A 20,442-nucleotide genomic window follows, 5' to 3' on the forward strand; every position below is an offset into this window, starting at 1 on the left:
GTCGCTTCGACGAAAGGCTCCCCGATGAACATCGCTCGTCTCGCCGCCCGGCTGGCCGTGGGCGCCACCGCGGCGGCGGTGGCCACCACCGCCGTCGCCGTGCCCGCCCAGGCCGGCGCCAAGCAGCCGGGCACCCGGTCGCTGGCCGCGGTGCTCACCGCCGACAAGAGCGGCTTCGACCGCAACTCGCGGGACTTCGACGTCCTCACCAAGGCGGTCCTGACGGTGCTGCAGGCCAAGCCGGACTCGCCGGTGAAGGTGCTCACCGACGGCACTGTCGCGCTGACCGCGTTCGTGCCGAACGACTACGCGTTCCGGGAGCTGGTCCGGGACATCACCGCCGCGAGGAAGCTGCCCGGCGAGAAGGCCGCCTTCGACGCGGTGGCCGGCCTGGGCGTGGACACCGTGGAGGACGTCCTGCTCTACCACGTCGTGCCCGGCGCGACGATCGACCGGAAGGCGGCGCTGAAGGCCGACGGCGCGGACCTGACCACCGCGCTCGGCGCGACCGTCGAGGTGGACGTGAAGCGCTGCTGGTACGGCCGCGAGGTGCGCCTGGTCGACGCCGACACCAGCGACCGCAACGCCAAGGTGGTGCGGTACGACATCAACAAGGGCAACAAGCAGATCGCGCACGCGGTGGACCGGGTGCTGCGCCCGATCGACCTGCCCTGAGCCACCCCCGCCACGGCGCCCGGCACCCCCTGCCGGGCGCCGTCGGCGTGTGCCCCCGTTCGCGGCGTGACCTGGCTCTGGTGGGCGGCGCGAGCCGTGCCGTACGGTGCTCGCCGTGACCGCGCACGACCATGTCCCGCCCGGCCCCGTCGCCGTGCTCGCCAACCCGACCGCCGGCCGGGGGCGGCACCGCGGTCTGCTGCCCGGGATCCTGGAGCGCCTCGCCGCAGTGGGCCGCCCGGTCGAGCTGCTGCGCGCGCGTACCGCCGAGGAGGCGGAGGCGGCGTGCCACGCCGCTGTCGCCGGCGGCGCCGGGGCGCTCGTCGCGGTGGGCGGCGACGGCACCGTGCACCGGGCGATGCAGGCGGTCGCCGGCACGGCGGTGCCGTTCGGGCCGGTCCCGGCGGGCACCGGCAACGACTTCGCGGTGGAGACCGGTTTCCCGGCCGACCCGGCCGCCGCGGTCGAGGTGATCACCGAGGCGCTCGCCGCCGGCCGGTCCCGCCCGGTCGACCTGGCGCGGCTGTCCCGGCCCGGCGCCGCCGACCGCTGGTTCGGCGCGGTGCTCGCGGCCGGCTTCGACGCGATCGTCAACGAACGCGCCAACCGGATGCGCTGGCCGCGCGGGCCCCGCCGGTACGACCTGGCGATAGTGGTGGAGCTGGCCCGGCTGCGGCCACGCCGCTACCGGCTGGTCCTCGACGGGGTGGCGCAGGAGGTGGACGCCGTGCTGATCGCTGTGGGCAACACGGCCAGCTACGGCGGCGGAATGCGGATCTGCCCGCACGCCGACCCGCACGACGGCCTGCTGGACGTGGTGGTCGGCGGCCGCTTCGACAGGCGCACGCTGATGCGGGTCAAGCCGCAGATCTACCGGGGCACCCATGTCACGCATCCGCTGGCGCGCGTCTACCGGGCGCGGACGGTGGAGCTGGCCGCCGACGGCATCACCACGTACGCCGACGGGGAGCGCGCCTTCGACCTGCCGGTGACCGTCAGCGCCGTGCCGGCCGCGCTGCGTCTGCTGCGCTGACCGCCGGGTCCGGCGCGGTGACCGGGTCCGGCGGCGCGGCTGGTGGTGGGGCGGCGGCGCGGACCGCGCCGGCGCTCGCGGCGACCACGAGCGCGATGGCGAGCACCTCGACCGGGTGCAGCGCCTGGCCGAGCACCAGCCAGCCGGCCACCGCGGCGATCGCCGGGCCGAGGCTCATCATGACCGCGAACGTCGCCGTGGGCAGCCGCCGCAGTGCCGCCAGTTCCAGGCTGTACGGCAGCACCGAGGCGAGCAGCGCCAGCGCGGTCCCGAGCCCCAGCACCGCCGGGTCGGCGAGCCGCCCGCCCGCGTCGGCCAGCCCGAACGGCAGCGTGAGCAGGGCGGCGAAGGTCAGCGCGAGGGCCAGCCCGTCGGCGCCGGGGAACCGCGCGCCGATCCGCGCCGAGCAGACGATGTACGCGGCCCACATGGCACCCGCGGTCAGCGCCAGCGCCGCGCCGGCCGGGTCGAGCCGGTCGAACCCGCCCTGCCCGAGCAGCGCCACCCCGCCCAGCGCCAGCGCGGCCCAGAACCAGGCCGCCGCCCGGCGCGCCCCGAACACGGACAGCGCCAGCGGGCCGAGCACCTCGAGGGTGACGGCCGGACCGAGCGGGATCCGTTCGATCGCCTGGTAGAAGATCGAGTTCATGCCGGCCAGGGCCAGCCCGAACGCGACCACGGCGGCCCAGTCGCGGCGTCCGTACCCGCGTAGTCGTGGGCGGCACACCACGAGCATCACCAGCGCGCCGATGGTCAGCCGCAGCGTCACCGCCCCGGCCACCCCGGTGCGCGGGAACAGCAGCGCGGCCAGCGCGGAGCCGAACTGCACCGACAGCGCCCCGCCGAGCACCAGCGCGACCCCGCCGAGCCGCCCCGGCGCGCGCGACGGCAAGGGGAGGGCACCGGACATGTCCCCGACGGTAGCCGGTCCGCCGCGATGCCCTTCCGCCGCCGGTGGGTCGGCGCTCAGCCGGCTCCAGCCAGGTCGAGCACCGAGCCGAGCCCGTTCGGGCGGCCCGCGTCGGCGCAGGGCAGCACCAGCACCCCGCACCCGGCCGCCACCGCGCCCGCGTCGGCCGGTGTGTCGCCCACCATGAGCGTGCGCTCCGGGTCGACGCCGAGCATCCCGCAGGCGCGCAGGAAGATGCCCGGGTCCGGCTTGCAGCGCCCCACCTCGTACGACAGCGCGTACGCGTCGACGAGCGCGTCGAGATCCCAGGCGGCGAAGAGCGGCCGCAGGTCGAAACCGATGTTGCTGACCACCGCCACCTTCACCCCGGCGGACCGAAGGGCGCCGAGCACCGGTGCGGTGTCCGGGTACGGCACCCAGCCCTCGGGCACCAGCACCCGCTCGTAGAGCGCGTCGGCGAACCCGTCGATGCCGGTGTCCACGGTCTCGGCCAGCCCGGTGTACGCGCCCCGGTGGGCGTGCGGGTAGAGATCGCGGTCGGCCCACAGCTCGGCCAGCCGGGGCGGCACCCGGGCCGGCAGCGGGCCGCCCGCGCGCCCGGCGGTGAGCAGCCGGTCGGCGAGCGAGGTGGCCCGGATCCGGTCCAGCTCGACCCCGCAGGCGGACGCTGCGGCGAGCACCCAGGCCAGCGGCTCCTCGACCTGGGCGAGGGTGCCGTGGAAGTCGAAGAGCACCGCCTCCACGGGCCGGCGGGACGGGCTCGCGCGGACGGCGTCGTCGGCGCCGCTCGAGACGTGGGGCAGTTCGGTACGGTCCGGCACGTCGTGCACCCTACCTACCCGCTCTGACCGTCCTGCCGGACGGCCTTGACCGGTACTCGTCGGCCGTACCGATTAATCTTGGTGCCATGTCGAGCCCCGCCGAGCGGTACGCCGCGGCGCGCCGCCGGGCCGCGCAGGCCTCCGCCTTCCCGGCCCTGGACGAATTCTCCCTGGATCTCGGGTTCGATCTCGACGACTTCCAGCGCGAGGCGTGCGAGGCGCTGGAGCGGGGCAGCGGCGTGCTGGTCTGCGCGCCCACCGGAGCCGGCAAGACGGTGGTGGGCGAGTTCGCGGTGCACCTGGCGCTGCGCGGCCGGCCCGGCGGCGACGCGCCCGCGACGCGGCGCAAGTGCTTCTACACCACGCCGATCAAGGCGCTGTCCAACCAGAAGTACCACGACCTGGTGGACCGCTACGGCGCCGAGCACGTCGGCCTGCTCACCGGCGACAACGCGATAAACGGCGACGCGCCGGTGGTGGTGATGACCACCGAGGTACTGCGCAACATGCTCTACGCCGGCTCGGCGACGCTCGAAGGCCTGGCGTACGTGGTGATGGACGAGGTCCACTACCTGGCCGACCGGTTCCGCGGCGGGGTCTGGGAAGAGGTGATCATCCACCTGCCCGAGTCGGTCACGCTGGTGTCGCTGTCGGCCACCGTCTCCAACGCCGAGGAGTTCGCCGACTGGCTGGTCACCGTGCGCGGCGAGACCGCGGTGGTGGTCTCCGAGCACCGCCCGGTGCCGCTGTGGCAGCACATGCTCGTCGGCAAGCGGATGTTCGACCTGTTCCACGACGCCGACGCGGCCCGCAAGCACGACGTGCACCCCGAGCTGCTGCGCTACACCCGCGACACGATGCGCCGCCTGGAGCTGGGCGAGGGCCGCAGCGCCGGCCCCGGCGGCGGGCGGCGCGGCCCGCGCTGGCGCGGCCCGATGCGCCCGGACATCGTCGACCGGCTCGACCGGGAGGGGCTGCTGCCGGCCATCCTGTTCATCTTCAGCCGGGCCGGCTGCGACGCCGCCGTGCAGCAGTGCCTCGCGGCCGGGCTGCGCCTGACCTCCCCGGAGGAGCGCGCCGAGATCCGCCGGGTGGTGGAGTCCCGGGTCACCGCCATCCCGGGCGAGGACCTGTCCGTGCTCGGCTACTGGGAGTGGCTGGACGGGCTGGAGCGGGGCCTGGCCGCGCACCACGCCGGCATGCTCCCGGCGTTCAAGGAGGTGGTCGAGGAGCTGTTCGTCCGTGGGCTGGTCAAGGCCGTCTTCGCCACCGAGACGCTCGCGCTGGGCATCAACATGCCGGCCCGCTGCGTGGTGCTGGAACGCCTGGTGAAGTTCAACGGCGAGGCACACGTCGACCTCACCCCCGGGGAGTACACGCAGCTCACCGGCCGGGCCGGGCGCCGGGGCATCGATGTGGAGGGCCACGCGGTGGTGGTCTGGTCGCCGGAGACCGACCCCCGGCACGTCGCCGGGCTCGCGTCCACCCGCACCTACCCGCTGCGTTCCAGCTTCCGGCCCTCGTACAACATGGCAGTCAACCTGGTCGGCAGCGTCGGCGCGGCGCCGGCCCGGGAGCTGCTGGAGTCCTCGTTCGCGCAGTTCCAGGCCGACCGGTCGGTGGTCGGCCTGGCCCGGCAGGTGCAGCGCAACACCGAGACGATCGAGGCGTACGGCGCGGAGGCCGCCTGCCACCACGGCGATTTCGACGAGTACTTCGCGCTGCGGGTGGCGATCGCCGACCGGGAACGGGCCATCGCCCGGCAGGGGCAGAGCCAGCGCAAGGCGGCGGCGGTCGCCTCGCTGGAGCGGTTGCGGGTCGGTGATGTGATCCGGGTGCCGTCCGGGCGGCGGGCCGGCCTGGCGGTGGTGCTGGACCCGGCCACCGGCGGGTTCGGCGAGCCCCGGCCGCTGGTGCTCACCCAGGACCGCTGGGCCGGGCGGGTCACCCCCGGGGACTTCACCACCCCGGCCGAGGTGCTCACCCGGATCCGGGTGCCGAAGCACTTCAACCACCGCTCGCCGGCGGCCCGGCGGGACCTGGCCGCGGCGGTCAGCGGCACCGGCCTGGATCGGCACGGCGGGCGGCGGGGCGGCCGGTCCCGTCAGGCGGTGGGGGAGGACCACCGGCTCAGCCAGCTGCGCGTCGAGCTGCGCGCGCACCCGTGCCACGCCTGCCCGGACCGGGAGGAACACGCCCGCTGGGCGGAGCGGCGGCGCCGGCTGGAACGCGACACCGAGGAGCTGCGCGAGCGGGTGTCCGGGCGGACCGGCTCGCTGGCCCGTACCTTCGACCGGATCGTCGCGTTGCTGACCGCGCGCGGCTACCTGGCCGCCGACGGCGAGGTCACCGACGCCGGGCGGATGCTGGCCCGGATCTGGACGGAGGCCGACCTGCTGGTGGCCGAGTGCCTGCGCCGCCGGGTGTGGGACGGCCTGTCCCCGGCCGAGCTGGCCGCCGCCGTGTCCGTGGTGGTGTTCGAGGCCCGGCGGGACTTCGACGAGCGGGCGTCGCTGCCGCGCGGCGCGGTGGCCGACGCGGTCGACGAGACGCTGAAGCTGTGGGGCGACATCGAGGCGGACGAGGCGGCGCGCGGCCTGGCCGTGACCCGGGAGCCGGATCTCGGCTTCGCCTGGCCGATCTACCGGTGGGCGCGGGGCGAGGTGCTGGCGAAGGTGCTGGCGAGCGGCCACCAGATCGACGGGGAGATGCCGGCGGGGGACTTCGTCCGCTGGGCGCGCCAGGTGGTCGACCTGCTCGGCCAGGTCGCCGACTCGGGTGGCGCCTCGGCCGAGCTGCGCGGCACCGCCCGGCAGGCCATCGCGGCGGTCAACCGGGGCGTGCTGGCCTACCACGCCTCGGCCTAACGATCACTTTCGGTCACCGGTTGCCGGAAACCGACGCACCGCTGCGTCACCGCGTCGCCACCACGCGAATTGTCGGGGGGCCGACGTGCGCCCTGACCAGGTACTGCCCGATCATTGCCCGGGAGCGCCGTGGCTTCGCGCTCGTGGGCGGATGTGAGGGAAGGGCTCGTGGGCGAGATCAATCACTTCGAGTACGGGTGGATCACACCCGCGCTCAGCTACGCGTTGTCGGTGCTCGGTTCGGCGCTCGGGCTGGTCTGCGCCGGGCGGATCCGGACCGCCACCAGCGGCGGCCAGCGCGTCTGGTGGGGCCTGCTCGCCGCGTGGGCGCTGGGTGGCACCGCCATCTGGGCCATGCACTTCATGGCGATGCTCGGGTTCGCCGTCGGCGGCACCCGGATCCGCTACGACGTGCCGCTGACGGCCGCCAGCACGGCGATCGCGGTCGCGTCGGTCGGCATCGGGCTGTGGATCGTGGGCACTGGCCGGCTCGCCGCGCCCCGGCTGCTGGCCGGCGGATTCTTCACCGGCGCCGGGGTGGCCGCCATGCACTACACCGGCATGGCCGCGATGCGCCTGGACGGCTCGTTCGGCTACGACCCGCTGCGGGTGACGTTGTCCGTGGTCATCGCGATCGTGGCCGCCACCGTGGCGCTCTGGCTGGCGATGACCGTGCGGCGGGCGCTCGCCATCGGCGCCTCGGCGCTGGTCATGGGCATCGCTGTCAACGGCATGCACTTCACCGGCATGAGCGCCCTTTCGGTGCACCTGCACGAGAGCCGCGGCCCGGCCTCCGGCACCGAGGTGAGCGGCCTGCTGGTGCCGATCGTGCTGGCGGTGGTCTTCGGTGTGGTCGGGCTGGTCTACGCGCTGCTCGCCGCGCCGTCGGACGACGACCGCGCCGGTCTGGCGTACGTCAGCTCGCGGCTCGGCGAGGAGCCGCGGACCGCCCCGGCCGAACCGGCGCCGGACCCGGTCGGCCTGCGCGCCCGCTCGACGCTGGCGCAGCCCGGCGCCCAGTTCCCGACCCGCCGGAACACCGACCGCCCTTCCTGATCAACTGATCACTGTCGGTCGCCAGCTAGTGCGTCCACCAGGCGGCGGCACGAGCCGGCCAGGTTCCAGCGCTGGGCCAGCTCCAGCAGCCGGTCCGGGTCGGCGGGGGCCGTCGGCAGCGTCGGGTCCAGCTCGGGCAGCGGCACGTCGGTGGCGACCCGGACCACCTTCGGCGCCACGGCCAGGTAGTCACGGGCGGCGTCGAGCTTGGCCCGCAGGCCGGGGGCGAAACCGGAGCGCGGGTCGTCGAGCGCGGCCAGGATGCCGTCCAGCCCGCCGTAGCGGTCGATCAGCCGGGCCGCGGTCTTCTCGCCGACCCCGGCCACACCCGGCAGCCCGTCGCTGGGGTCGCCGCGCAGCGCCGCGAAGTCGGCGTACCGGTCGGCCGGCACGCCGTAGCGGGTGCGGACCGCCGCGTCGTCGCAGTCGTCCAGCTTGGCCACGCCGCGGCCCACGTAGAGCAGGCGCACCGGATGCGCGTCGTCGACGAGCTGGAACAGGTCGCGGTCGCCGGAGACCACCTCGACCGGGCCCGGCTGGGTCACCGCGAGTGTGCCGAGCACGTCGTCGGCCTCGTAGCCGGTCGCGCCCACGACCGGGATGCCGAGCGCGTCCAGCACCTCCAGGATCATCGGCACCTGCGGGGACAGCGTGTCCGGCACGACCTCGCCGCCCTCGGGCGCGACCCGGTGCGCCTTGTACGACGGCAGCAGCTCCACCCGCCACGCCGGGCGCCAGTCGTGGTCCATCGCGCAGATCATCCGGTCGGGCCGGCGGGTGCGCACGAGCTGGGCGAGCATGTCGAGGAAGCCGCGTACGGCGTTCACCGGCTGGCCGTCGCCGGTCCTGGCGGCCGACTCGGGGATGCCGAAGTAGGCGCGGAAGTAGAGGCTGGGGGAGTCGATCAGGAGGATCGGCTGTCGGTGTGCCACGCCGGCAAGCCTTCCACAGCCCTGTGACGAGATGGGGGAGGCGACCGCCGGGCGGGGAAACCCGGGGGCGCGCGGGGCCCGCGGTGCGCAGACTGGCGGGGTGAGCTTCGTACCCGGCCTGACCCTGGCCCGCCGGTTCCACGACGAGGTGGTGGGTCCGCTGCTGGCGCGGCGGCTGCCCGGCCTGCCGTACTCCGCCGGCCTGCTCGACGGCGGTTCCGAGCTGCTCGGCCTCGACACGCCGCGCTCGACCGACCACGACTGGGGCCCGCGTACCCAGGTCTTCGTGGCGGACGCGCACGACGTGGCACAGGTACGGGCGGTGCTCGACGCGGAGTTGCCGGCGCGGTTCCTCGGCTGGCCGACCCGGTACGCCGGCGGGCCGGAAGCGCGGCTCGGCACGGTCCACGCCGACGGCGCCCGGCACGGCGTGAGCGTGGACGAGCTGGGCGGATGGCTGCGGGAGCGGCTGGGCACCGACCCGCGCGCCGGGCTGACGACCGCCGACTGGCTGGCGACACCGACGCAGCGGCTGGCGGAGCTGACCGGGGGAGCGGTGTTCCACGACGGGCTCGACGGCGCGCTCACCGCCGTCCGGGCCCGGCTCGCCTGGTATCCGGACGACGTGTGGCGGCACGTGCTGGCGTCCGGCTGGCAGCGGGTCGCGCAGGCCGAGCACCTGGCCGGCCGGTGTGCCGAGGTCGGCGACGACCTGGGCAGCCGGGTCGTGGTCGCCGGACTGGCCCGGGATCTGATGCGCCTCGGCCTGCTGTTGCACCGGCGCTGGCCGCCGTACGCGAAATGGCTCGGCACGGTGTTCGCGGCGCTGCCGGCCGCGACGCCGGTGGTGGACGGGCTCGGCGCCGCGCTCGGCCCGGGTGACTGGGCGGCCCGGGAGCCCGGCCTGGTGGGGGCGCTGGAGACGGTGGCCGGCTGGACCAACGACGCCGCGCTGGCGCCGCCGGTGGACCCGGCCGCCCGGCCGTTCCACGACCGGCCGTTCCTGGTGCTGCACGCCGGCCGGTTCGTCGAGGCGCTGCGCGCCGCGATCACCGACCCGCAGCTGCGCGACCGGCCGCCGGTGGGGGCGGTGGACCAGTACGTGGACAATGTGGACGTGCTCACCCGCCCGGACCGGGCGCGCCGGGTGGCCGCTGCGGTTGTCCGCCCGCCGGTCGGGGCCTAGAATCCGATTCGGGTCGCATCGATCCGCGACTGTCTATCTCGTCTCCGAGGGTCCGGGCCGCCCGTCGCAGGCGCCTCGCCGGCGAGAACGCTGCCACCTGCGGCGTTCCCACCACCGAGGAGAACACATGCTGTCCAGAATGAGCAGACTCCGGCTGCTCGGCGCGGCGCTGGCCGCCGCCGGGCTCGCCGCCGGGGCGGCGCTCGCCCTACCGGGGCCGGCCTCGGCCGCCGCGCTGACCGAGGTGACGAACTTCGGCACCAACCCGAGCAACCTGCGCATGTACCTGTACGTACCGGACACCGTCGCGGCCCGCCCCGGGCTGCTCGTGGTGAACCACTACTGCACCGGCAGCGGCCCGGCCATGTACTCCGGCACCCAGTTCGCGGCGCTCGCCGACCGGTACGGCTACATCGTGGTCTACCCGTCGGTGACCCGCAGCAGCAAGTGCTTCGACGTCTCCTCGCCGCAGGCGCTGCGCCGCGACGGCGGCAGCGACCCGGTGGGCATCAAGTCGATGGTGGACTACGTGCGGCAGCGCTACCCGGTCGACTCGCAGCGGATCTTCACTACCGGCACGTCGTCCGGCGCGATGATGACGAACGTGCTGCTCGGCGACTACCCGGACGTGTTCCGCGCCGGTGCCGCGTTTGCCGGTGTGCCGTTCGGCTGCTTCGCCACCACGAACGGCTCCGAGTGGAACAGCGAGTGCGCCAACGGCCAGGTGCTGAAGACCCCGCAGCAGTGGGGTGACCTGGTGCGCAACGCCTACCCCGGCTACACCGGCCCGCGCCCGCGGATGCAGCTCTGGCACGGCACGAACGACGAGACGCTGCGCTACCCGAACTTCGGCGAGGAGATCGACCAGTGGACCAACGTGAACGGGCTGAGCCAGACGCCCGCGTACACGGACAGTCCGCAGCCCGGCTACACCCGCACCCGCTACGGCGGCACCGGCGGGACCGCGACTGTCGAGGCGATCAGCATGCAGGGCGTCACGCACAACCTGCCGGTCGACGCGGCCCAGGCCATCCGCTTCTTCGGCCTGGACTCCACCGCGCCCCCGACCACCGCGCCCCCGACCACCGCGCCCCCGACCACCGCGCCCCCGACCACCGCGCCCCCGACCACCGCGCCCCCGACCACCGCGCCCCCGACCACGGCGCCGCCGACCACCGCGCCACCGACCACGCCGCCGCCGTCGGGCGCCTGCCGGATCGGGTACGTGGTGAACGCCTGGAACAACGGGCTGACCGCCGCGGTGACGATCACCAACACGTCCACCACCGCGCTCAACGGCTGGACCCTCGCGTTCACGCTGCCGGGCGGCCAGACGATCACCGGCGGCTGGAACGCCACGTACAGCCCGTCCAGCGGCGCGGTGACCGCCCGCAACGTGTCCTACAACGCGTCGATCCCGCCGGGCGGCTCGGTGGACATCGGCTTCCAGGCCACCCACACCGGCAACACCGGTAGACCCGGATCGTTCATCCTCAACGGCAATCCCTGCACGAGCGCCTGACCATCAGCGCCGGCACGCCGGGACGGTGGGCATCCCGAGTGATGCCCGCCGTCCCGGCGAACCCGGGCGCCGGCCCGCTCAGCGGGTCCGGGCCGCGGACGTGCGCGACGACGTCGTGACGGCGGCCGGGACACCGTCCACAGCGGAGCGCCCGGTCAGCCGGGCGAGGGCGGAGGCGACCAGCGGCCGGTAGATCCGTACCGAGTCGGCGAGCGCGGAGAAGTGCGAACCCGAGTTGTCGCCGTGGTAATGGGTGGCGATCTCCACCTGCTCGACCGGCAGTCCGGCGCGCGCCAGCCGCAGCAGCACCGTCATCTCGTACTCGAACCGGTCGCCGGGGAGCGTGCCGAGCCAGCCGAGCAGGGCCGCCGGGTAGGCACGCAGGCCGGTCTGGGTGTCGCGCACGTCCCGGCCGGTCGCCAGCCGGAACGCCACCCGCGTCGCCGCGTTGCCGAACCGGCTGCGCGCCGGGACCTCACCCTCGAATTCGCGTACGCCAAGCGTCGGCGCTCCGGTGACGCGCATCCGCTCCGCCACCCGGCACACGTCGGGCACGCTGTGCTGGCCGTCGGCGTCCACACACACCACGTCCCGTCCCGGGTGACGCGTCGCGGCGTACCGGAAGCCGGTGCGCAGCACCACGCCCTTGCCCCGGTTGACCCGGCGGCGCAGCACCGTCGCGCCCCGGGCGCGGGCCGCGCGCAACACGGCGTCGGCGGCCGGGCCGCTGCCGTCGTCGACGACGAGCACGTCCGCGCCGGGCAGCGCGTCCTTCAGGTCGCCGACCAGCGGTGGCAGCCGGTCGCCCGGTCGGTACACCGGCACGAGCACGATCACGGGGCCTCCCGGGGGTGGTCTCGCCCGCCGGCACGGCCCGCCGGGTCGATCGAGGACGGTCGTACCCCTGGCGTGCTCGCGTGAATCACCGTCGGGGTGTGAGGCGTCCGATCCGGTCGGCGGCGCGGGTCAGCGCCCGCTCGCGGCGCAGCGACGCCTCCGGGGTACGCACACCCAGGAAGCCGATCCGGCTGAACGCCCGGGCGGCCCGCTCCCGCCGCACGGGCACCGGATCGGGCGCGGTCACCGGCACGTCGGTCAGCGCCGGGCCGGACAGGCCGAGCACGCGCGCGGCGAGCAGCCGGACGCGCGGCAGGTGCCACGGGTGGGAGACCAGCCCGAGCGGGCGCCGCGCGGTGAACTCCGCCCCGCCCAGCAACCCGTCCTGGACGGTGTGCGCCAGGTTCTGCACAGTGGTGCGGGAGCGGGTCTCGGCCGCCGACCGGGCGTACGCGTCGAGCCCGGCCTCGCGCGCCAGCGCCCGCATCAGCTCGGCCTCGCGGAAGCCGGGCGGCGGGGCCGGCGTGCCGGTCGGGCCGTGCGGCCAGCCGCCGGTGAACACCACCCGCGCGTCCGGCGCGCGCCGGAACGCCTCGGCGTGTGCCCGGACGTAGGCCACCGCGGCCTCGGTGCGCGCGACGCTCTCCGCGGTGAGCCGGTAGCCGCCGTCGCCGGTCACCACTCCACGGCCGAAGACCAGCAGCACTGTGGCGGGAGGCGTCATCCCTTCACGGTACGGCGCGGATCACTCGTCGTCCGGCGGCCAGGGCGGCGTGCCGACGCCGGTGATGCGGACGCCGCCCCACGGGTCCACCTCGGTCAGCCGGGCCCGGGTGGCCCGTTCGCCGATCCGGACCTCCACGTCGCGGCGGCCGGAGCGCAGCAGCCGGACCAGGCGCGGCTCCGGCTCCACCCGCCCGGCCCAGTGGTAGCGACCGTCGACCGGCTCGAACCGTCCACCGGCGTGCAGCCGTACCGTGGTGCCGGCGATCTCGGCCGTGCCCTCCCACGTCATCTGTCGATCCGTTCGTGCGCGCGGGTCAGCTCCGGCGGCAGGTCCGCGCCGCGCCGGACCCCCTCGATGCCGCTCCACAGCAGCGTGGTCAGGTATTCGGTGAGCGCGGCCCGGTGGATCGGCTGCCCGTGCGTGGTCCACCAGTCGCCGACCGCCTGGACGAACCCGACCAGCCCGTACGCCCACGGCTCGGCCGGGCCGGCGTCGAGGCCGAGCGCGCGCAGCCGGTCGCCGATGACCCGGGCCAGCCCGGTCGCGACCTGCCGGCTGGTGCCGGTGACCACCTGCTGGATGCCGGGGTGCCCGGACTCGTGCACGAGGAACCGGTAGAGCGAGGGCTCGAACTCCACCACGCTCAGGTACGCGTCGATTGTCGCCTCGACCAGCGCCCGCTCCTCGCGTACCTGCTCCACGGCGGGCGCGATGGCGGCCACCACGCGTTCCGCGACCACCTCGCTGACCGCGAGCCAGAGCTGGGCCTTGTCGGCGAAGTAGCGGTAGAGCACCGGTTTGCTGACCCCGGCGGTGGCGGCGACCTGGTCCATGTCGACGGTCGGGCCGTGCCGCAGCAGCGCCTGCACGGCGGCCGCGATCAGTTCCTGCCGCCGCTGTTCGCGGTGGTCGGCCCAGCGGTCGCGCCGCCCGCCGGGGCGGGGCGCGGCCGGCTCCCCGGCGGAGTCGGGGCCATTGACATCGGTGGTGGTGCGTCGCATGCTACCACTCGTAACAGTTACTCGAAGTTACGTCAATATGGAGGGGTCATGGAGCGGACGACGGCCGGATTCCCCCGCGAGGCGGTCGCCGATCGACTGCTCTCCGCCTCGGTGCGCACCAGCTACGACCCCGTGGTCGACATCGACTGGTCGGCGCCGCCGGTGCCCGGCGCGTACTGGCTGCCGCCGTCGCGCAGCAGCCTCTACGGCACCGCGCTGTGGGACGGCCTCACCGAGGGCCAGCGGGTCGAGCTGACCAAGCACGAGGTCGCCAGCGCGGCCAGCGCCGGGATCTGGTTCGAGACGATCCTCATGCAGATGCTGATCCGGCAGTACTACGACGCCGACCCGACCAGCCGGCACGCCCAGTACGCGCTCACCGAGGTCGCCGACGAGTGCCGGCACTCCATCATGTTCGGCCGGCTCATCGAGGCGACCGGCGCCCCGGTCTACCGCGCCGAGCCGTTCGACCACCTGCTCGGACGCTGGCTCAAGTCCACAGCCGCGGGCCCGCAGATGTACGCGGCCATCCTGATCGCCGAGGAGATCCTCGACTCGTTCCAGCGCGAGATCATGGCCGACGAGTCGTTGCAGCCGCTGATCCGCATGGTGTCACGCATCCACGTGGTGGAGGAGGCGCGGCACGTGCGATTCGCCCGTGACGAGCTGACCCGGCAGGTCGAGGCCGCCGGGCCGGTGGCGCTCGCGTACGCGCGTCTGGTGATCGGCCGGGCCGCGTACTCGATCACGCGGCGGCTGGTGCACCCGCGGGCGTACGCGGCGGTCGGGATCGACCCGGCGGCCGGCCGGGCCGCGGCGCGGGCCAACCCGCACTGGCGGGCCACGCTGCGCTGGTCCGCGCAGCGAATCGCCGACCACCTGACCGAGCTGGGACTCGTCGCCGGGCCGGGCCGGGTGCTGTGGCGCCGGGCCGGGCTGGTGGAGGGCTGACCGGCGGCGACCCGAAGGGGAAGGACCGCCGCCGGCCGCCCGGTCAGGAGGTGGGGAAGTTGTCCGGGGTACGGATCCGGTCGCGCATGTACGCGCCGGACTCGGTGAGCACCGACGTCCCGCCGAACGAGCCGGACGCGCAGGTGCCCGGCCGCAGCGCCGCCGAGCCCTCGGGGGCGTCCGAGAACGTCCAGTTGGCGTAGCTGATCTTCAACCGGTCGAGCAGGTCGAGCCAGGCGTTGCTGCTGGCGGTGTCGACGGCGCCGTCACCGGTGTAAGTGACGGTGCCGAACTCGGTGACGAACAGCGGGAGCCGGCTCGCCGCCCGCTGCACCTCGTTGCGGTAGTTGTCCTTGTGCGACGCGGCGTAGAAGTGGAACGTGTACATGATGTTCTGCGCCCGCACCGGGTTGTCGACGATCTCGTCGGAGTTGGCGCCGTCGGAGACGCCGAGCGAGGACCAGCCGCGCGTGCCGACGATGACCACCGCGTCCGGGTCGTTCGCCCGGATCACCGGGATGACCTGCTCGGCGTAGTTGCGGATGGTCGACCAGCTGACCCCGTTCGGTTCGTTGGTGATCTCGTAGATCACGTTCTTCTTCGCGGCGTTGCGCGCCGACACGTTGGCGAAGAACGTCTTGGCCCGGTCCAGGTTGTACGTCGGGTCGCCGGGCGTCAGCGTGTGGAAGTCGATAAGCGCGTACATGCCCCGGGCCTCGGCCTTGTCCACGAGCGAGTTCACCTGGTTGGTGAAGCCGGCCGGGTTGGTCTCGTAGCCCTGCTCCTGCACGTACATCGAGATGCGCAGCAGGTCGGCACGCCAGTCGTTCGCCAGCACGTCGAGCGAGGCGTCGGTGTAGCAGTTGGCGAACCACTGGAGGCCGTGCGTGCTCATGCCGCGCAGCTGGATCGGCCGTCCGTACTGGTTGCAGAGGTTGACGCCGCAGACCCGCAACTGGCCGTTGATCGCGACCGGCGTGGTGCCGGTCGGCGGCGGTGGCGTCGTGGGCGGCGGGGTCGTGGGCGGGGGAGTGGTCGCCGGTGGCGGCGTGCTCGTGCCGCCGGTGCAGGCCGTGCCGTTGAGCGTGAACGACGTGGGGCTCGGGTTCGACCCGGTCCACGAGCCGTTGAAGCCGACTGTGGTGCTCGCGCCGGTGCCGAGCGCGCCGTTGTAGTCCAGGCTGCGCGCGGTGACCGCCGGGCCGCTCTGCTGCCAGGTGGCCGACCAGCCCTGCACGACCCGCTGGCCGCCGTCGGGGAAGGTGAAGCCCAGCGTCCAGTTGCTCACCGGGTCGCCGAGGTTGCGCACCGTGACGCCGGCGGTGAAGCCGCCGGGCCACGAGTTGGTGGTGTAGGTGACGGCGCAGCCGGTTGCCGCCATCGCGTTCGTCGACGGCAGCACCGCGGTCGCCGCCAGGGCGAGCGCGCCTACCGCGCCGCCGACGAGCAGGTGCCGCCGGGACGGGCGGGGAATCGAGAACATACGGGAAGGTCCCATCGTCTGGATGGTGATCGGACGGTGCCCGTCGTGAACCTGCCCGGAAAGCTCGACGTGGCGGCCTGGGGGAGCGCTCCCACGGCAGAGCGTAGAGGTGGACGCCGATGCGTGCAACCACCGCGGCTCAGCGGCCGCCGCGCCGCCCGCCGTAGAGCCGCAGCGCGTTGCAGACGTCGAACACGCCCGGCACGTCCCAGGCCAGCTCGGCGGCGACCAGACGCGTCGCCGGGTCGGCCACCAGGCCGGCGAGGATGACCACCCGGTTCTGCACGGTCACGGTGATCTGCTGCCGCCGGGTGGTCCAGTCGGCGCTGAGCCGCTGCGCGACGAGCGACGCGAGCCGGGTGTCCGCGTCGTCGGGATCCGGCCCGCCGCCGGTGAACGGGAACTCGGGGTACGGCCAGGGCATCACCACGGGGAGGGCTCCTTCTGTTCGGTCAGGACCGGCCGGCGGGACGCGGGCCCCGGTGCCGGGACGCGGCCGTCGACGACTGTGAAGACGCCGTCGAGCCGCATGGTGTGCAGCACGGTGAGCACGAACCGCGACGGCGACAGCAGGCCCAGCCGCCGGCCGTCGCGCCGGGCGTCCTGGTGCGCGCGCACCAGCAGGCTGAGCCCGGCGGAGTCGATCACCTCCAGCCCGGACAGGTCGACCAGCTCCAGGTCGTCGCGGACGGAGCGCTCGGCGAGGGCACGGCGTACCGTCGCGGCCGGGTCGACGTCGTGGGCGGCCGGTGTGCCGGCGACCTGTTCCAGCTCGTCCAGGCCCAGGCCGTCGTCGGCGATGGCCGCCCGGGTGCTGCACCGGGGGCAGTGGTGCGGTCCGGACGCGAACGGGGAGCCGACCCAGTCGTGCTCGAACACCAGCGTCCACACCACCTCGGCGTCGGGCAGTGTGGCGCCCGTGCCGGTGACGCTGTCGCCGCAGCCGTCACAGATGAGCATCATCAGGTGGTCCGCGGGTACGACAGTCACACCTCCTCCTTTCGCCGGCCACCCGGCGCGGGCGGCGTCTGCCCCTCGGCCTCCGACCGGCCGGCGGCCACCACCGCGAGCACGACCGCCACGGCGGCGAAGCCGATCTCGACCATCAGCGGCAGCAGCGTCGAGCCGCCGGTGCGGTGATCAACCAGCCCGACCACGATCGCGCCGAGCAGTGCGGCCGCCACGCCGAGCGCGAGCGTCAGCCAGACCGGGACGGCCTTGCGCCCGGGCAGGACGAGGCGTCCCAACCCGCCGACGGCCAGGCCCACCACGAGCGCTCCGACGAGCGTGCTGCCGGTCACCTATCCTCCTCAGCGTGCTGCGGACGCGACCCGGGCCCGGCCGCGCGCGGCCGGACGGGGCGTGTCGACGACGGGTACCGCACCGAGCCCGGAGGTCTCCAGGATGCGCCGGATCCGCGGGTGTGGATTGCTCAGCGTGAGCCGGCCGTCCTGCCGCGCCAGCCGGCGGTGCACGTCCAGCAGCAGCGCGACGGCGGCCGGGTCCACATGCCGGCATCCGGCGAGGTCGATCGTCAGCTCGCGGGGCCGCAGCGCGAGGATGCGGTCCAGCACGTGGGCGACCTCGGGCAGCCCGGCGAGGTCCAACTCGTCGGTGATGTCCACGCGCACGTGCGGCACGGCGGACTCCGGCGGGGACGGCAGGGTGGCGGGCATCGCGTCGCTTCCGTGGTCGGATCGGGGCAGACCTCACTCTGCGCGCGGATCTTGGAGGTCCCCGGACGGTTGTATGACGGTTCGATGACAAAAACCACGAATGGCCTACGCGATTGGGCGACCCGTGCGGGGCCGGTCATGATGCCCATATGACGGCCGTACTGGTGATCGAGGACGACGACCGCATCCGGCTCGCGCTGCAGCTCGCCCTGGAGGAGGAGGGCTACGAGGCGTACGGCGAGCCGACCGCCGAGGACGGCCTGCGCCGGCAGCGGGAGAAGCCGGCGGACTACGTGCTCGTCGACCTGATGCTGCCCGGCATGAACGGCTTCGACTGCATCCGGCAACTGCGCCGCGACGACGACGTGCCGGTCGTGGTGATCAGCGCCCGCGACGACACCCACGACATCGTCGCCGCGCTGGAGGCCGGCGCCGACGACTACGTGGTGAAGCCGGTCGCGATCAAGGAGCTGTCCGCCCGGCTGCGGGCGCTGCGGCGGCGCGTACGCACGGTGTCCGGACCCGTCCCCGCCCAGTTCTTCGGCGACCTGGAGATCAGCGCGGAGGCCGGCGAGGTGCGGCGCTCGGGCCAGCCGGTGCCGGTCACCCGGACCGAGTTCCGGCTGCTCTGCGAGCTGGCCGAGCACGCCGGGCGGGTGCTGTCGCGCCAGCAGTTGCTCAGCCGGGTCTGGGGCTACGAGACCGGCGACGAGCGGCTGGTCGACGTGCACGTGGGCCGGCTGCGGCAGAAGATCGAACCCGACCCGGCCAATCCGCGCCACCTGGTCACCCTGCGCGGTCTCGGCTACAAGCTGCAGCGATGACCCGTCCCGGACTCCGCGCCCGGGTCACCGCGGCGTTCGCCGTCGGCGCGTTGCTGCTGTCGGCGCTGATGGCCCTCTTCTCGTACGACCTGACCCGGCGCTCGCTGCTCGACGAGCGGGAGCGCGCGGCGGTGCGGGCCGCCTACTACGACGCCGCCGTGGTCCGCTCCGGCCTGGACACCGGCACCCCGGACGTGGTGGCGGTGCTGCGCTCGCTCGACACCGGCAGCGCCCGCCGGCCGCTGCTGCACCTGCCCGACGGCTGGTACGCCCGGACCGCCGACGTGGGCGCCAGCTCGGTGCCGCCGGAGTTGCAGCGCATGGTGGCCGACGGCAAGCCCGCGGTGCAGCGGATCCGGCTCGACGGTCAGCCCGCGCTGCTGGTCGGCGTACCGCTGCCCGGCGCGCTCGGCTACTACGAGCTGACCTCGCTGCGGGAGGTCGAGGAGACCTTCCAGGTGGTGGGGCTGGCGCTGATCGCCGTGGCGATCATGGTCGCCGGGGCGGGCGCGGCGCTCGGCTGGTACGCCACCCGGCACAGCCTGCGGCCGCTCACCGCGGTGGCCGACGCGGCGGAGCGGATCGCGGGCGGCGATTTCGCCACCCGGCTCGACCCGACCACCGATCCCGACCTCACCCGCCTGTCCAGCTCGTTCAACGAGATGGTCGACAAGCTGGTGCACCGCATCGAGCGAGACCGGCGCTTCGCCGCCGACGTGAGCCACGAGCTGCGCTCGCCGTTGCAGACCCTGTCCGCCGCCGCGAGCGTGCTCAACCGCCGCCGGGAGCACCAGGACGAACGCACCGCGACCGCGGCGGGCCTGGTGGCCGACGAGGTAACCCGGTTCCAGCGCCTGGTCGACGACCTGATCCAGCTGGCCCGCACCGAGCAGCCGGCCCACCGCGAGACGGTCGACGTGGTGGAGCTGGCCCGGGCCTGCTGCCGGGAGCGGTCGCTGCCGGAGAGCCTGGTGACTGTCGACGGCGACGCCCCGCACCTGTGGTGGGTCGACCGGCGCCGGTTCGCCCAGACACTGCTGAACCTCGTCGAGAACGCCGAGCGGTACGGCGGCGGGCCGGTCGCCGTACGCCTGGGCGGGCGCGACGGCGTGGGCGTGCTGGAGGTCGACGACGCCGGTCCGGGCGTGCCACCCGCCGACCGCGAGATCATCTTCGACCGGTTCGTCAGGGGCCGGGCGGCGCACGACCGGGCCGGCACCGACGGCACCGGCCTCGGGCTCGCCCTGGTGGCGCAGCACGCCGCCGCGCACGGGGGAACGGCCGCCGTGCTGGACCGCGAGCCCGGCGCGCGCTTCCGCGTGGAGCTGCCCGGAGCGCTGCGATGAGCCGGCGGCGGCTCCTGCCCGGCCTGCTCGTGGCCGTGCTGCTGGCCGGCTGCGGGGTGCCGGTGGACGACGAGCCCCGGCTGGTGCAGACGCCGCCCGGTGCGTTCCCGACCCCGGCCGTTTCCTCGACCGTCGACGCGGACGGGCGGGTGGACGAGCCGTTCTGCTTCGTCCGGGACGACGGCCTGGTCGTGGTCAAGCGCCGGGTCGACGGGCTGCCGGGGGTGGACGCGCACCTTCAGCACCTGCTGGCCGGGCCGGACGGCGGCGAGCGCCGGCAAGGGCTGAGCACGGCGCTTCCGGGCACCGTGGCGGTGGCCGGGGCGACGCTCGCCGGCACGCTGGCCACCGTCGACGTGCGCCAGGCGGGGGAGGAGACCGGCCGCAACGACGAGGTGCTCGCCTTCGGGCAGATCGTGTGCAGCCTCACTCAACGGCCCGACGTGTACAGCGTGGTGTTCCGCCGGGACGGGCAGCCGCTGGAGGTGCCGCGCGCGGACGGAAGCCTCTCCGCGCTGCCGCTCACCGCCGCCGACTACCGGCCGCTGATGCCCCGCTGACGCACCCTGATCGACCCTATGTCCGCATTGGCACG

22 protein-coding genes are annotated in these 20,442 nt (G+C 74.5%); 10 read left to right on the top strand and 12 right to left on the bottom strand.

The annotated features are described in order from the left end of the window. Positions 1-24: 24 nt before the first annotated feature. On the top strand, positions 25-675 hold the full coding sequence (locus AB0C17_RS27515) for a fasciclin domain-containing protein (RefSeq protein ID WP_350816953.1): 651 nt from the start codon (positions 25-27) through the stop codon (positions 673-675). 106 nt (positions 676-781) lie between these two features. After that, positions 782-1,708 (top strand): diacylglycerol kinase, encoded by a 927-nt coding sequence (locus AB0C17_RS27520; RefSeq protein ID WP_357481140.1) that lies wholly within the window; start codon positions 782-784, stop codon positions 1,706-1,708. On the opposite strand, the gene AB0C17_RS27525 is transcribed toward AB0C17_RS27520, so the two are convergent. Next, positions 1,671-2,618 (bottom strand): EamA family transporter, encoded by a 948-nt coding sequence (locus AB0C17_RS27525; RefSeq protein WP_357481143.1) that lies wholly within the window; start codon positions 2,616-2,618, stop codon positions 1,671-1,673. The two genes, AB0C17_RS27520 and AB0C17_RS27525, sit on opposite strands and share 38 nt — an antisense overlap. Before the next feature lie 56 nt (positions 2,619-2,674). Further along, on the bottom strand, positions 2,675-3,421 hold the full coding sequence (locus tag AB0C17_RS27530; protein ID WP_357384650.1) for an HAD-IA family hydrolase: 747 nt from the start codon (positions 3,419-3,421) through the stop codon (positions 2,675-2,677). Between the two features lie 104 nt (positions 3,422-3,525). Here AB0C17_RS27530 and AB0C17_RS27535 point away from each other — a divergent pair, with 104 nt between their 5' ends. Beyond that, on the top strand, positions 3,526-6,306 hold the full coding sequence (locus AB0C17_RS27535) for a DEAD/DEAH box helicase (RefSeq protein WP_357481146.1): 2,781 nt from the start codon (positions 3,526-3,528) through the stop codon (positions 6,304-6,306). A gap of 168 nt (positions 6,307-6,474) precedes the next feature. Next, positions 6,475-7,362 carry an MHYT domain-containing protein gene (locus AB0C17_RS27540; RefSeq protein ID WP_357481149.1) on the top strand — a complete coding sequence of 296 codons (888 nt, stop codon included), beginning with the start codon at positions 6,475-6,477 and terminating at the stop codon, positions 7,360-7,362. Positions 7,363-7,370: 8 nt separating this feature from the next. Here the strand turns inward: AB0C17_RS27540 and AB0C17_RS27545 are convergent, their stop codons facing one another. Continuing rightward, positions 7,371-8,294, bottom strand: coding sequence for a 5'-3' exonuclease (locus AB0C17_RS27545; protein WP_357473444.1), 924 nt, complete (start codon positions 8,292-8,294; stop codon positions 7,371-7,373). A 100-nt stretch (positions 8,295-8,394) separates the two neighbouring features. Between AB0C17_RS27545 and AB0C17_RS27550 the strand changes: the two genes are divergently transcribed. Together AB0C17_RS27550 and AB0C17_RS27555 are read left to right on the top strand one after the other, a co-directional pair. After that, a complete protein-coding gene (locus AB0C17_RS27550; RefSeq protein WP_357481152.1) occupies positions 8,395-9,480 on the top strand; it encodes a DUF4037 domain-containing protein in 1,086 nt (361 codons plus the stop codon). Between the two features lie 127 nt (positions 9,481-9,607). Beyond that, on the top strand, positions 9,608-11,002 hold the full coding sequence (locus AB0C17_RS27555; protein WP_357481155.1) for a PHB depolymerase family esterase: 1,395 nt from the start codon (positions 9,608-9,610) through the stop codon (positions 11,000-11,002). A 78-nt stretch (positions 11,003-11,080) separates the two neighbouring features. On the opposite strand, the gene AB0C17_RS27560 is transcribed toward AB0C17_RS27555, so the two are convergent. The 4 genes from AB0C17_RS27560 to AB0C17_RS27575 all read right to left on the bottom strand — a co-directional run bounded on the left by AB0C17_RS27560 (position 11,081) and on the right by AB0C17_RS27575 (position 13,567). Then, entirely contained in the window at positions 11,081-11,839 is a 759-nt protein-coding gene (locus AB0C17_RS27560; protein ID WP_357384385.1) for a glycosyltransferase family 2 protein, read from the bottom strand. Positions 11,840-11,924: 85 nt separating this feature from the next. After that, a complete protein-coding gene (locus tag AB0C17_RS27565; RefSeq protein WP_357481158.1) occupies positions 11,925-12,563 on the bottom strand; it encodes a YdcF family protein in 639 nt (212 codons plus the stop codon). A 21-nt stretch (positions 12,564-12,584) separates the two neighbouring features. After that, a complete protein-coding gene (locus AB0C17_RS27570; RefSeq protein WP_357384389.1) occupies positions 12,585-12,854 on the bottom strand; it encodes a DUF4873 domain-containing protein in 270 nt (89 codons plus the stop codon). Further along, positions 12,851-13,567 (bottom strand): TetR family transcriptional regulator, encoded by a 717-nt coding sequence (locus tag AB0C17_RS27575; RefSeq protein WP_357481161.1) that lies wholly within the window; start codon positions 13,565-13,567, stop codon positions 12,851-12,853. The genes AB0C17_RS27570 and AB0C17_RS27575 overlap by 4 nt, the downstream gene beginning before the upstream one ends. Positions 13,568-13,615: 48 nt before the next feature. Between AB0C17_RS27575 and AB0C17_RS27580 the strand changes: the two genes are divergently transcribed. Continuing rightward, positions 13,616-14,518 carry a diiron oxygenase gene (locus AB0C17_RS27580; RefSeq protein ID WP_357384393.1) on the top strand — a complete coding sequence of 301 codons (903 nt, stop codon included), beginning with the start codon at positions 13,616-13,618 and terminating at the stop codon, positions 14,516-14,518. A gap of 43 nt (positions 14,519-14,561) precedes the next feature. Here AB0C17_RS27580 and AB0C17_RS27585 read toward each other — a convergent pair whose 3' ends face one another. From AB0C17_RS27585 to AB0C17_RS27605, 5 genes are all read right to left on the bottom strand, one after another. After that, positions 14,562-16,001, bottom strand: coding sequence for a cellulase family glycosylhydrolase (locus AB0C17_RS27585; RefSeq protein ID WP_357384652.1), 1,440 nt, complete (start codon positions 15,999-16,001; stop codon positions 14,562-14,564). A 139-nt stretch (positions 16,002-16,140) separates the two neighbouring features. Continuing rightward, positions 16,141-16,425, bottom strand: coding sequence for a BON domain-containing protein (locus AB0C17_RS27590; RefSeq protein WP_357384654.1), 285 nt, complete (start codon positions 16,423-16,425; stop codon positions 16,141-16,143). Continuing rightward, a complete protein-coding gene (locus AB0C17_RS27595) occupies positions 16,425-16,991 on the bottom strand; it encodes an STAS domain-containing protein (RefSeq protein WP_357481163.1) in 567 nt (188 codons plus the stop codon). The genes AB0C17_RS27590 and AB0C17_RS27595 overlap by 1 nt, the downstream gene beginning before the upstream one ends. Beyond that, positions 16,988-17,302: a hypothetical protein gene (locus tag AB0C17_RS27600; RefSeq protein WP_357384397.1), complete on the bottom strand. Its 315-nt coding sequence runs from the start codon at positions 17,300-17,302 to the stop codon at positions 16,988-16,990. Before AB0C17_RS27600 ends, AB0C17_RS27595 begins: the two co-directional genes overlap by 4 nt. 9 nt (positions 17,303-17,311) lie before the next feature. Next, a complete protein-coding gene (locus tag AB0C17_RS27605) occupies positions 17,312-17,677 on the bottom strand; it encodes an STAS domain-containing protein (protein ID WP_357384399.1) in 366 nt (121 codons plus the stop codon). Between the two features lie 149 nt (positions 17,678-17,826). Here AB0C17_RS27605 and AB0C17_RS27610 point away from each other — a divergent pair, with 149 nt between their 5' ends. From AB0C17_RS27610 to AB0C17_RS27620, 3 genes are read left to right on the top strand one after another with little or no spacing between them, the layout of a single operon-like run. Further along, positions 17,827-18,501: a response regulator transcription factor gene (locus AB0C17_RS27610; protein WP_357384401.1), complete on the top strand. Its 675-nt coding sequence runs from the start codon at positions 17,827-17,829 to the stop codon at positions 18,499-18,501. Beyond that, complete coding sequence (locus tag AB0C17_RS27615) at positions 18,498-19,847, top strand: HAMP domain-containing sensor histidine kinase (protein WP_357384403.1); 1,350 nt, start codon at positions 18,498-18,500, stop codon at positions 19,845-19,847. The genes AB0C17_RS27610 and AB0C17_RS27615 overlap by 4 nt, the downstream gene beginning before the upstream one ends. Next, complete coding sequence (locus AB0C17_RS27620; protein ID WP_357473470.1) at positions 19,844-20,407, top strand: GerMN domain-containing protein; 564 nt, start codon at positions 19,844-19,846, stop codon at positions 20,405-20,407. Before AB0C17_RS27615 ends, AB0C17_RS27620 begins: the two co-directional genes overlap by 4 nt. Positions 20,408-20,442 lie beyond the last annotated feature (35 nt).

This window comes from Micromonospora sp. NPDC048887 (assembly GCF_040649715.1).
GTDB lineage: Bacteria > Actinomycetota > Actinomycetes > Mycobacteriales > Micromonosporaceae > Micromonospora.